This is a genomic window from Hyphomicrobium sp. (assembly GCF_047600905.1).
GTDB lineage: Bacteria > Pseudomonadota > Alphaproteobacteria > Rhizobiales > Hyphomicrobiaceae > Hyphomicrobium_B.
Genome location: NZ_JASGKD010000001.1, coordinates 1,408,819 through 1,420,771, shown reverse-complemented (window position 1 = coordinate 1,420,771; position 11,953 = coordinate 1,408,819). Strand labels below are relative to the sequence as shown.

General features: G+C 61.9%; 11 protein-coding genes. 7 read left to right on the top strand and 4 right to left on the bottom strand.

Annotated elements, in window-relative coordinates; translation table 11 throughout:
* Positions 1-40: 40 nt before the first annotated feature.
* Positions 41-511, top strand: a complete 471-nt coding sequence (locus QM780_RS07025) for a hypothetical protein (RefSeq protein WP_415069763.1) — start codon at positions 41-43, stop codon at positions 509-511.
* Between the two features lie 44 nt (positions 512-555).
* Here QM780_RS07025 and QM780_RS07020 read toward each other — a convergent pair whose 3' ends face one another.
* The 3 genes from QM780_RS07020 to QM780_RS07010 all read right to left on the bottom strand — a co-directional run bounded on the left by QM780_RS07020 (position 556) and on the right by QM780_RS07010 (position 2,526).
* The gene (locus QM780_RS07020; protein WP_415069762.1) at positions 556-1,323 is read right to left on the bottom strand and encodes an arginyltransferase; all 768 of its coding nucleotides are present in this window, start codon (positions 1,321-1,323) and stop codon (positions 556-558) included.
* Positions 1,324-1,626: 303 nt separating this feature from the next.
* Positions 1,627-1,848: a hypothetical protein gene (locus tag QM780_RS07015; RefSeq protein WP_415069761.1), complete on the bottom strand. Its 222-nt coding sequence runs from the start codon at positions 1,846-1,848 to the stop codon at positions 1,627-1,629.
* A gap of 318 nt (positions 1,849-2,166) precedes the next feature.
* Positions 2,167-2,526: a hypothetical protein gene (locus tag QM780_RS07010; protein WP_415069760.1), complete on the bottom strand. Its 360-nt coding sequence runs from the start codon at positions 2,524-2,526 to the stop codon at positions 2,167-2,169.
* A 22-nt stretch (positions 2,527-2,548) separates the two neighbouring features.
* On the opposite strand from QM780_RS07010, the gene QM780_RS07005 reads away from it, so the two are divergent.
* Both QM780_RS07005 and QM780_RS07000 read left to right on the top strand, forming a co-directional pair.
* Positions 2,549-3,838 (top strand): O-acetylhomoserine aminocarboxypropyltransferase, encoded by a 1,290-nt coding sequence (locus QM780_RS07005; protein WP_415069759.1) that lies wholly within the window; start codon positions 2,549-2,551, stop codon positions 3,836-3,838.
* Between the two features lie 20 nt (positions 3,839-3,858).
* Positions 3,859-4,179, top strand: coding sequence for a hypothetical protein (locus QM780_RS07000; protein ID WP_415069758.1), 321 nt, complete (start codon positions 3,859-3,861; stop codon positions 4,177-4,179).
* 42 nt (positions 4,180-4,221) lie between these two features.
* Here QM780_RS07000 and QM780_RS06995 read toward each other — a convergent pair whose 3' ends face one another.
* Positions 4,222-6,030, bottom strand: coding sequence for a PHA/PHB synthase family protein (locus tag QM780_RS06995; protein WP_415069757.1), 1,809 nt, complete (start codon positions 6,028-6,030; stop codon positions 4,222-4,224).
* 389 nt (positions 6,031-6,419) lie between these two features.
* Here QM780_RS06995 and QM780_RS06990 point away from each other — a divergent pair, with 389 nt between their 5' ends.
* The 4 genes from QM780_RS06990 to recJ all read left to right on the top strand — a co-directional run bounded on the left by QM780_RS06990 (position 6,420) and on the right by recJ (position 11,952).
* Positions 6,420-7,646, top strand: a complete 1,227-nt coding sequence (locus QM780_RS06990; protein ID WP_415069756.1) for an LL-diaminopimelate aminotransferase — start codon at positions 6,420-6,422, stop codon at positions 7,644-7,646.
* Positions 7,647-7,654: 8 nt separating this feature from the next.
* Positions 7,655-8,980 carry a homoserine dehydrogenase gene (locus QM780_RS06985; protein WP_415069755.1) on the top strand — a complete coding sequence of 442 codons (1,326 nt, stop codon included), beginning with the start codon at positions 7,655-7,657 and terminating at the stop codon, positions 8,978-8,980.
* Positions 8,981-9,014: 34 nt separating this feature from the next.
* Positions 9,015-10,016, top strand: coding sequence for a class II fructose-bisphosphatase (glpX, locus tag QM780_RS06980; RefSeq protein WP_415069754.1), 1,002 nt, complete (start codon positions 9,015-9,017; stop codon positions 10,014-10,016).
* 109 nt (positions 10,017-10,125) lie between these two features.
* Entirely contained in the window at positions 10,126-11,952 is a 1,827-nt protein-coding gene (gene recJ, locus QM780_RS06975; protein ID WP_415069753.1) for a single-stranded-DNA-specific exonuclease RecJ, read from the top strand.
* Position 11,953 lies beyond the last annotated feature (1 nt).

Sequence of the window (11,953 nt, the reverse complement as noted above, 5' to 3'; positions counted from 1 at the left end):
CGCTTGTGGCTTCGGACGTGCGAAGCTACGACTTGCCGCCATGGGTGGGTTTCTAAGACGATCGGCGATCGGCACCGGAGCATCGCTTGCGGCGTTCGCCTTCGGCTGCACATCTCTGCGCGCCGATGACGCCCCGGCGTCTTGCACGAAGGAGGATTTCGAATCCGTCGTCGAGCAGGCCGCCGGAAGCCTGCGCGATTTGAATGCCCAGAACCGTCCGCAATTTCAGGAAAAACTGCGTCAACTGAAGGAAAAGCGGCACTGGAACCACGACGAGTTCATGGACAAGGCCAAGCCGTTCGTCAAAGACGACAAGATGGCCGTCTATGACAAGACGACCGACGAATTACTAAGCGCGATTTCGTCGATGGGGCAGGAAGGCGCCGCCGCCGACACCCCCGATTGCACCCGAATGGTCGAGTTGCGCGCGCGAATGAAGCTTCTCGTCGATACCCAGTCAGCCAAGTGGAACTACATGTTCCAGAAGCTCGACGGCGAACTCGCGAACTAAGGATGACAACGGCCGATTTCATCCAGCCTGAGCCAAGGATGCGATCAATCCGGAATATCTTCTTCCTCGGGCGCGCGCTCCCAGCGATCGGGACCGAGCCGTTCCTGCGGCTTGAACCGGGTCTTGTAGGCCATCTTGCGCGACCCCTCGATCCAGTAGCCGAGATAGACGTGCGGCAAGCCGATCCGGCGCGCAAACGCCAGGTGCTCCAGGATCATGTATGTGCCGAGGCCGGCATCGCCATCGTCCGGATCATAGAAGCTGTAGACCATCGAAATGCCGTCGGTCAGCCGATCGCAGAGCGCGACCGCCTTGAGCGGCCAGCTTTCGAAGTCGAGATTTTCCGCGCCTTCGGGCTTCTCGCGATATTCGGTCAGAAACGTTTCGATGACCGTATCCTCGACCATCATCCGATAGTCGAGCATCGTCATGTCGGCCATGCCGCCGTCGCTGTGGCGCGCGTCGATGTAAGCGCGGAACAGGCGAAACTGCTCCATCGTCGGCGTCGGCGCCGTCCGTTGCGCGACGAGCCGCGAATTTCGCTTCCACGTCCGGCGCATCGACCGGTCTGGCTCGAATTCGTTGGCGAGAACACGGACCGAGACGCACGCCTGGCAGCCTTCGCAGTAAGGGACGTAGGCGATGTTCTGGCTGCGCCGAAATCCGGTCGTCAAAAGCCGGTCGACAAGTTCCGGCGGCTTGTCGTGGGTGAGATGCGTGAAGAGTTTGCGCTCGAGCTTGCCTGGAAGGTAAGGGCACGGCTGCGGGGCCGTCACGTAGAACTCTGGGAACTTCTTTTGCTGCTCCGTCATTCAGACGCGTCCCTGGGGCCCGTTCGATACGGGATGATAGGAGGATGAACGGGCCAAATTCAAGGTATCCGCGATCACTACGCGGTATCAAAAGTGAAGGAGAGGCAAAATTTTGTGAGCGCGGCCGAGTAAAACCATACATTTTTAATGGTTAGAGATTACCGGGCGCTTTCACCGAGAAACGACCGACGACATCACGGATCGCCCGGAGCCAGGTGCAGTGAACGGGCCCGGCAGGTCAGCAATCATAGATCGCACCAGCAACTCGATTATTATGAATGTCGATCGCGCCGCGGCGCAATCTCAGACTTTGAATTCGGACAACGGCGGCTTTGGAATCCGCGCGTCGTTAGCTCCGCCCTGGCTGGCGACGCCGTAAAGCGTACATGCCAGAATGAGGGCGATGGCCATGATCACCATCCACAGCGCCGAACGGCGCACGAACCAACCGACTGTAGGTATTCTCGAAGCGCGCGCATCGTCCCAACCCGGACTCTCGGCCCCCTGGGCACCGTGACTCGTCATTTGCTGATCTGCCGCCCTCAAACATGCCTCTGCGACTCACCTGATCCACATCGCCTTAGCCGCCCCGCCGCACAAGTCGGCAGACGTCCGTTATGGCGAAAATCGAATCGATTGTGGCCCTCGCGCTGCTTATCGCGCCCGACCGTGAACGTGGCAAGGCCAAACTGTGGCGCATGCGATACGGTTTGATGGCGAGACGAGGGTCATTTGGCAACAGTCTCCGCGGCAAAACATTCCTGACCACAGATTAGGCACCAGATGCGACAGCCTTGTTCTTGTGCATGAGAATATTTCCCGCATACTCGACGAATTGTGCCGTCAATGAACAAAAAGCAGGGCAGAGGAACCGTCCAGGGCTAACCCGATCGCTTCAACGAGCGATTGCCAGACCGCTTTCTGGAGGTCCTGATGATTGAACTTGTCGTCGCCGTCTGCCTGATCAACGATCCGTCCCGTTGCAAAGACGTCACGCTGAATTTCGAAGGTCAGAGCGTAAGCGCCGGACAGTGCTTGATGAACGGCCAAATCGAAATGGCGAAATGGATCGGAGAGCACCCCAACTGGGTCATCCAGAAGTGGCATTGCGGCACGGCCGGGCGTTCCGCCGACCTTTGAGAATTGCTTAGAACACTCCGGCCGGTTGACAGACCAGCCGGGCCTCGGCTCCTTGGCGGCCAAAACCCCGCCCGAGGAGCCGACGATGACAGCTTCACCCACCGCGAAGTTCGCGACCGCCGCAGTTCATGCCGGCGCGGCGCCCGATCCGACCACCGGCGCCCGCGCGACGCCGATCTACCAGACGACCTCGTACGTCTTTAACGATGTGGATCATGCCGCGTCGCTGTTCGGGCTCGAGGCGTTCGGCAACATTTACACTCGCATCACCAATCCGACCCAGTCCGTGCTGGAAGCGCGGCTCGCGGCGCTCGAAGGCGGTTCGGCGGCGCTCGCCGTCGCGTCTGGCCACGCCGCGCAGATGCTTGCGTTTCACACGCTTCTTGAGCCCGGAGACGAGTTCGTTGCCGGCCGCCAGCTTTACGGCGGCACGATCAACCAGTTCAATCATTCCTTTAAGAAGTTCGGCTGGAACGTCGTGTGGGCGGACGCGACCAATCCGGAATCGGTCGCCAAGGCGGTGACACCGAAGACGCGCGCAATCTTCTGCGAAAGCATCGCCAATCCCGGCGGCGTCATCATCGACCTTCCGGCCGTCGCCGCCGTCGCCAAGCAGGCTGGCGTGCCCTTCATCGTCGATAACACGCTGGCGACACCTTACCTCTGCAGGCCGAAGGACTTCGGCGCCGATATCATCGTTCACAGTCTGACAAAGTTTATCGGCGGCCACGGCAACTCGATCGGCGGAGCTATCGTCGATTGCGGCACCTTCGATTGGGTCGGCAGCCGCCACCGCTATAAATCGCTGGTAGACCCGAACCCATCCTACAACGGCATGAAGCTCGCCGAGGTGTTCGGTCCGATGGCCTTCGCGATCACCGCCCGGGTCCTCGGCCTGCGCGACCTGGGCCCTGCCATCTCGCCGTTCAATGCGTTCCTGCTCCTGACCGGCGTCGAAACGCTACCGCTCCGCATGCAGCGCCAGTCCGACAATGCGCTGACTGTCGCCGAATGGCTCAAATTGCAGCCGAAAGTGGCGTGGGTCAGCTACGCTGGCCTTGAAGCAAGTCCAGGCCACCACTTGCAAAAAAAGATCTGTCCAAAAGGTGCCGGTGCCGTCTTCACCTTCGGCCTCAAAGGCGGATATGAAGCGGGCGTCAAGCTCGTTTCGGGCTTGAAGCTATTCAGCCTTCTCGCCAACATTGGCGATACGCGAAGCCTCGTCATACATCCGGCATCGACGACGCATCGGCAACTCCAGGATGATGAGCGCATTGCCGCCGGGGCGGGGCCGGACGTTGTCAGGGTATCGATCGGCATCGAAGACATAGACGACATTATAGGTGATCTTGAACAGGCGCTTGCTGCTGTTTAGACGCCAACGGGAAAGGGACCATGAACCACCAGCTCGTTCTTCAATTTCAGGGCGACGACGAGGACACCCTCGATAAGGTCATCGCGCTCGAAGACCGTCTGATCGAAGCGCTCGACGGCTCGACGTCGGTTGAGGTCGACGGCCACGAAACGGGTGACGGCGTGACCAATCTCGTGTTGCTCGCCAAGAATGCGGCCAAGGTCTGGGAAAAGATCGAGCCGATCGTCGAGGATGCCTCCGACGAACTCGACATCAACGCCGTTGCATTCCGCGCCCTCGACGGCGAGGATTTCACCGTTCTCTGGCCGGTCGATTACGAGGGCGAATTCGAAATGGCGTGAGCGTGGATTGGGGCGCAGCCGATAATCGCTGCGCTTCCCCTACTAATGCGCTTTGACGTAGGCGCCGGGCGCATCTTCGATCACGCCGAGTGCCGTTCCCGGTACCCGCGCCGGGTTCCAGCCGCCCGATTGCTGCGACAGCCATTCGATCCAATACGGCCACCACGAACCTGGATGCTCGACTGCGGTCGCCTGCCAGTCGGCGATGTTGGTCATCGCCGTCCCATCGGTCCAATACTGATATTTGACCTTGTCCGGCGGATTGACCACGCCCGCGATGTGACCTGAGCCGGAAAGCACGAACTCGACCGGGCCGCCGAACATCTGGATCCCGCGGAACACGGACGGCGCCGGCGCGATGTGATCTTCCCGTGTCGCGACCGAGAAGATCGGCAGCTTGATTTTTTTCAGATCGAGCCGGATTCCGCCGATCGTCATCTCGCCTTTTGCCAGCCGGTTCTCGTTATAGAACTCGCGCAAATAGAACTTGTGGTTGGCGGCCGCCATCCGCGTCGAATCCTGGTTCCAATAGAGCAGGTCGAACGGAAACGGCTTCTTGCCAAGCAGGTAATTATTGACGACGTAGGGCCAGATGAGATCGCGCGGCCGCATCATGTTGAACACGTTGGCCATGCGCGAACCGTCGAGGAAGCCCCGCTCCGTCATCAGCGCGTCGAGGCTTTGAAGCTGCATGTTGTCGGTGAAAAGCAACAGATCGCCCGCGAGCGAGAAGTCGACCTGCGTCGTCAGCAGTGTGCAGCACTGGAATGGCTCTTCGCCGCGCTGGGCCAGATAGGCAAGGCCGGTGGAAAGCGCCGTGCCGCCCACGCAGTAGCCGAGCACGTTGATTTTTTCGATATCCGTCTCTTCCTGAACCGCGCGCACCGCTTCCAGGATGCCTTCGAGTACGTAATCTTCGAACGTCTTGTCGGCCAGCCGCTCGTCGGGGTTCACCCATGATATGATGAACACTGTAAAGCCTTGGTCGACGACGTACTTGATCAGGCTCTTCGATGCCGTGAGATCGAGGATGTAATATTTGTTGATCCACGGCGGGATCATTAGCAGCGGCCGCTCACGCACCTTGTCGGTGGTCGGGCTGTATTGAATGAGCTGCAACAGCTCGTTCTGAAAAACGACCTTGCCCGCCGTCGTCGCCAGATTGCGCCCAAGTTCGAACGCGTTCGGATCGGTTTGACTGATCTTCATCAGATCGCCCGACCGCTTCAGATCTTCCGCAAGCAGATTTGCACCGCGAAGCAGATTTTCCGCGTTCGACGCCAACGTCTCGCGCAAAACCTCCGGGTTCGTTGCGGGGAAGTTAGTCGGCGAATAGGCGCTCGTCAGCTGCTTCAGATAGAACTCGGCGCGATGGCGTTCGGCGGCATCAAGGTCGGGCGTCGCTGCCAGCTGATCCTCGGCCCATTTGGACGCCAGCAGATACGCCTGTTTGCAGAAGTCGAAGAACGGGTTGAGGTCCCACTCGGGATCCTTGAAGCGATGGTCGCCCGCTGTCGGCGAGACCAGCGGTGGCACGCTCTTGTCCATCATCCGCGTCAGCACGTTGTTCCAAAGGGACGCAAACTGCCGGAAAAACTCGGCCTGCGCCTCGGACAGCTTGACTGGGTCCGACAGCCATTTGCGTACCAGCGCCGTCAGCGTTTCGGTCGCGGCCGAAAATTCGCTTGCCGGTGTATAGGGCCCGATCTTCGCATCCGGGCGTTCCGCAAGCTGAGCGAGAGCCGCGCTTCCGCGCTCGAACGCTTTGAGAAGGTTCGTCGCAAATGTCTCGGGGTCGGGGATTCGATACGCCGAAAAAAGAGGCGGCAAATCGTGGCTGTCCTGCGGCATGGCGGCTTCAGAGACTTTCTATGTTTTTTTCAGTTTCGGCACGGTGCGCGATCTCGCCAAGAGCCTCGCGACACTGCCGTCAAGACGGGAGTTGAATCAAGCGCGAATCGGTCATGCTGGCCCTGCCAATTGGGAGGGCGACGTGGCATCAGCAAGGCTGCGGCACGTTTGTTCTCGCAGCGCGGAATTTCTGCAAATATCGATCCGCCGAGGCCGTTTCCCGCGCTGTCGCGCCGCGGTACTGGACGGACCTGGGGGGCAAGCGTAAAGAGGCGGGCGGCCAGGCCTTATCGCGAAGCGGAGCTTGGTTAAACCGCCGTCCTTTGAGCTTCGCGACCGCTGTCATGATTTCCGCCGCCTCTGCTGCGGCGCCGATGGATAAAAGACCTTTGAGCGAAGAGTTCCACCGCATTAAGCGCCTGCCACCCTACGTTTTCGCGGAAGTGAACCGCTTGAAGGCGGCCGCCCGCGCGCGCGGAGCCGACATCATCGACCTCGGCATGGGCAATCCCGATATGCCGACGCCGAAGCACATCGTCGACAAGCTCATCGAGACGATCAACAAGCCGCGCACGCATCGCTACTCGGCATCGAAAGGCATTCCCGGGCTGCGCAAGGCTCAGGCCGCCTATTACGAGCGCCGCTTCGGCGTGAAGCTCGACCCCGAGACCGAGATCGTCGCGACGCTCGGCTCGAAGGAGGGCTTCGCCAACATCGCCCAGGCGATTGCCGCGCCGGGCGACATCGTGCTGGTGCCGAACCCGACCTATCCGATCCATTCCTTCGGCTTCATCATTGCGGGCGCCGCGATCCGCCATCTGCCGGCGTCCAACGGCGATGATTTCCTGCGCGCGATGGAGCACGCCGTAAAGCATTCGATCCCGAAGCCGCTCGCAGTCGTGATGTCCTATCCGTCGAACCCGACCGCCATGACGGTCGGCCTCGACTTCTACAAGGAAGCCGTTGCGCTCGCCAAGAAGCTCGACATCATAATCCTGTCCGACATCGCCTACGCCGAGCTGTATTACGACGACAATCCGCCACCCTCGATCCTGCAGGTGCCGGGCGCGAAGGACATCACGGTCGAATTCACGTCGTTGTCGAAGACCTACAACATGCCCGGCTGGCGCATGGGCTTCGCCGTCGGCAACGAACGGCTGATCGGCGCGCTCGCACGCGTCAAATCCTATCTCGACTATGGCGCCTTCACGCCGATCCAGGTCGCGGCTGCTGCTGCCCTCAACGGTCCGCAGGATTGCGTCGATGAAATCCGCGCGATGTATAAGAGCCGCCGCGATGTTCTCGTCGAAAGTTTCGGCAAGGCCGGTTTTCCCGTGCCGCCGCCGCCCGCAACGATGTTCGCCTGGGCGCCTGTACCGGAACGCTATCGCGAGCTGGGCTCGGTCGAATTCGCCAAAATGCTGATCGAGAAGGCCGACGTCGCAGTCTCGCCCGGCGTCGGCTTCGGCGAATACGGTGAAGGCTTCATCCGCATTGCGCTCGTCGAGAATGAGCAGCGCATCCGCCAGGCCGCCCGCTCGATCAAAAAGCTTTTCTCCGAGACGGCGGAAACGCCCGCGCTCGTTTCCCGCCCACCGAAATCCGCCATCCGATAATCAAAGACATGAAAACTCTCACACTCGGCATTGCCGGACTTGGCACGGTTGGCGGCGGCTTGCTCGGCCTGCTCCAGGCGAATGGGCCGCATTTCGCAAACATCGTCGGCCGCGAAATTCGCGTCACCGGAATTTCCGCGCGCAATCGCAAGAAAGAACGCGGCATCGCCGTCGATCAGGTCACGTGGTTCGATGATCCCGTGGCGCTCGCGCTCGATTCCTCGAACGAAGTCTTCGTCGAGTTGATCGGCGGCGAGGATGGCATCGCGAAAGCCGCCGTCGAAGCCGCGCTTGGCGCCAAAAAGCATGTCGTGACCGCCAACAAGGCGTTGCTCGCGAAGCACGGCGTCGAGCTTGCCCGCCTGGCCGAGAAGAACGGCGTCGCTCTGAACTTCGAGGCGGCAGTCGCGGGCGGCATTCCCGTCATCAAGACGCTGCGCGAAGCCTTGGGCGCCAACCGCGTCAGGCGTGTCTACGGCATCCTGAACGGCACCTGCAATTACATCCTCTCGCAAATGCAGAGCGAGAAGCGCGCCTTCGATGACGTTTTGAAGGAAGCGCAGGCGCTGGGCTACGCGGAAGCCGATCCGACGTTCGACATCGGCGGTTTCGATGCCGCCCATAAGCTTGCGCTACTGACGAGTCTCGCATTCGGCACTCGCGTCGCCTTCGAGCAGATCCACGTCGAGGGCATCCAGTCGATCACCCAGGCCGATATCGAGGCGAGCGACAGCCTCGGCTATCGCATCAAGCTGCTGGGCGTTGCCATGGAAACAGATACGGGCATCGAAGCCCGCGTCTCGCCCGCGCTCGTCTACAAGGACTCTGCCATCGCCGAGGTCTCCGGCGTCACCAACGCCGTCGCCATTGATGGCGATTTCTCTGGCAACATCCTGCTCGTCGGACCGGGCGCCGGCGCCAAACCGACGGCATCGGCCGTCGCCGGCGATATTCTCGATATCGCGCGCGGCCTGATCGTTCCGCCGTTCGTCACTCCGGCTGCCAAGCTCAAAGCCCATCGCCGCGCGCAGCTCGACAAGCATTATGGCTCCTACTACGTCCGCCTCGCCCTGTTCGACAAACCGGGCGCGATGGCGAACGTCGCCAAGAGCATGGGCGATCAGGGCATCTCGCTCGAAAGCATCGTCCAGCATCGTCCGCAGACGCTGCATGCGTCGCGCATCGGATCGCGCCTGCCGACGAACAAGGATCAGCCTGTCATCATCATTACGCATGAGACGACCGAACAGGCTATGCGCAAAGCGCTCGAAACCATCGAGAAAGACGGTAACGTCACCGAGCGCCCGCAAATGATACGGATCGAAGAACTCTGAACAAAACCTCGGGCACCGCGGAAGGACATGGATCATGAGCAGGGCTGAACAATCGAATGGCACGCACGGGCCGGGCCTCGACCGAATTCTCGTGCTCGAACTGGCGCGCGTGACCGAAGCCGCCGCCATTGCCGCCGCTCACCTGCGTGGCCGCGGTAACGAGAAAGCCGCCGACAAGGCCGCCGTCGATGCCATGCGCCGCGAGCTGGGACGCGTCGAGATCCGGGGCACGGTCGTCATCGGCGAAGGCGAGATGGACGAAGCTCCGATGCTCTACATCGGCGAGAAAGTCGGCACGGGCGAGGGGCCTGAAGTCGACATCGCCGTCGATCCGCTCGAAGGCACCACCATCTGCGCCAAGGCGATGCCGAACGCGCTCGCCGTTCTCGCCATCTCGGAAAAGGGCGGCCTGCTGCACGCGCCCGATATGTACATGAACAAGATCGCGGTCGGTCCGGGCTACCCGGAAGGCGTCGTCCATCTCGATGCCTCACCTGCCGACAACCTCAACGCGCTCGCCAAGGCCAAAGGCGTTCCGATCCAGGAAATCATGGCCTGCATCTTGGATCGTCCGCGCCATGCCGATTTGATCCGTGCCGTGCGTGAGGCCGGTGCCGGCGTGCAGCTCATTCCCGATGGCGATATCGCCGGTGTCATCTGGACGACGGACCCGAAGGAAACCGGCATCGATATCTACATGGGCTCCGGCGGCGCGCCGGAAGGCGTTCTCGCGGCGGCCGCTCTCCGCTGCATCGGTGGCCAGATCCAGGGTCGGCTGATGCCGATGAAGGACGAGGAGCGCGTGCGCGCCGAAAAGATGGGCATTTCCGACATCAAGAAAATCTTCAAGCTTGAGGATATGGCCTCCGCCGACGTGGTCTTCTCTGCGACCGGCGTCACCGACGGTTCGCTTTTGAAGGGCGTTCGCATCAAAGGCGATTTCGCTGAAACCGAAACCGTCGTGATGCGCTCGAAGACGGGAACTGTCCGGCGCATAAAGTCGACCGTCCGCAACGTCGGCTCTCGTTTCGTCTGACCGCCGCGTCTCCGCTGTGGAGATATCGCCGGTCTGTGCCGCCTGAAGGTCCGAATCGACCTACAACTTGAACCGAGTGTGTTCGGCCACGAACAGCGCGGGGGACCGATTGCGCCCAAATCTTGCGGCAGTTGAAATCGACACCGACGATCGATCGTTCCTCGGCGTAACCAAGAGCGCGCGCGGCTTCGCATGGCGCGAGCGCCTGCCTGCGCACCTGAAGCAGACGGCGACCGCCATCAGCCAGCGTCATGGCCTGCCCGACCTGATCGGCCGGGTATTGGCCGCGCGCGGCATCGGGCTCGATGCCGTACCGACATTTCTCGATCCCTCGCTCAAAGCCCTGATGCCTGATCCAAGCACGCTGCGTGACATGGACAAGGCGGCCGCGCGCCTGGCCGACGCGATTGAGGCGAAGCAGCAGGTCGCGATCTTCGGCGACTACGACGTCGACGGCGCATGTTCTTCAGCGCTGATGAAGCGCTTCCTCGAAGTCCACGGCGCGCCGGCGCGTATTTATATTCCCGATCGCCTGTTCGAGGGTTACGGCCCGAACGTCGCCGCCATCGAAACGCTGGTCAACGAAGGCGCCAAGCTGATCGTGACGGTCGATTGCGGCACGACGAGCTTCGAGCCTCTCTCCGCGGCCCGCACTCTCGGTGCCGACGTCATCGTCATCGATCACCATCAGGCCGACGAGCGCCTCCCGGACGTCAACGCCGTCGTCAATCCAAATCGGCAGGACGACATTTCGGGGCAGGGGATGCTATGCGCCGCCGGCGTCGTGTTCCTTGTTCTCGTCGCCGCGACGCGCGAACTGCGCCGCCGCGGATTTTACCAAGGCGCGCGCGAGCCCGACCTTTTGGCGCTTCTCGATCTGGTCGCGCTCGCAACCGTCGCCGACGTCGTGCCGCTCGTCGGGTTGAACCGGGCCTATGTCAAAAAAGGCCTCGCCGTCATGCGCGCGCGTGACAACGTCGGTCTTACCGCTCTTGCCGACGCCGCCGGATTGTCGGTTGCGCCCACGCCTTACCACCTCGGCTTCATCCTCGGGCCGCGCATCAATGCCGGTGGCCGCATCGGCAACGCCGCGCTGGGCGCGACTCTGCTGTCCACCGACGATCCGGTTGAAGCGCAGCGCATCGCCGAGCTGCTCAATCGCCTCAATAAGGAACGCAAGGACATCGAGACGGCGGTGCTCGAAGAGGCAATGGCGATCGCCGATCGCCAGTTGTCGGATGATCCCGCGCGGGCCATTCTGATCGTCGGTTCGGATGCCTGGCACAAAGGCGTCGTCGGCCTCGTCGCCAGCCGTCTGGTCGAACGCTTCCGCCGGCCCGCCTGCGTTATCGCATGGGAGGCAACGGCGATCGGCACGGGCTCGCTCCGCTCGGTGCCCGGCATCGACCTCGGCGCCGCTGTGCGCGCGGCCGTGACCGCGGGCCTTTTGACCAAAGGCGGCGGCCACGCCATGGCGGCTGGCCTGACCGTCGGCCGCAACAACCTGGCGCTGCTCGAAACGTTTCTGCAGGACCAGCTCGGCGCCACAGCCCAAGCCGTCGGCGATGTCGCTCATCTCGATATCGACGCGCCGCTCGTCGCTTCGGGCGCCACCGCCGAGCTGATCGACCTTATCGAACGTGTCAGCCCGTTCGGTCAGGGAAATCCGGAAGCCCGCTTCGTGCTGCCCGCCCATCGCGTCAAGTTCGGCAAGATCATCGCCGACGCCCACGTCCGCGTCATCCTGGAAGGCAGTGACGGCTCGCGTGTCGACGGCGTTGCATTCCGTGCGGTCGGCCAACCGCTCGGCGACCTTTTGATGTCGGCCAGCGGGCTTCCAATCCATGTCGCCGGTCACCTGCGCCGCGATACCTGGGGCGGCCGCGAGCGCATCGAAATGCAGATCGAGGATGCGGCCGATCCGCGCCGCCAGTAGG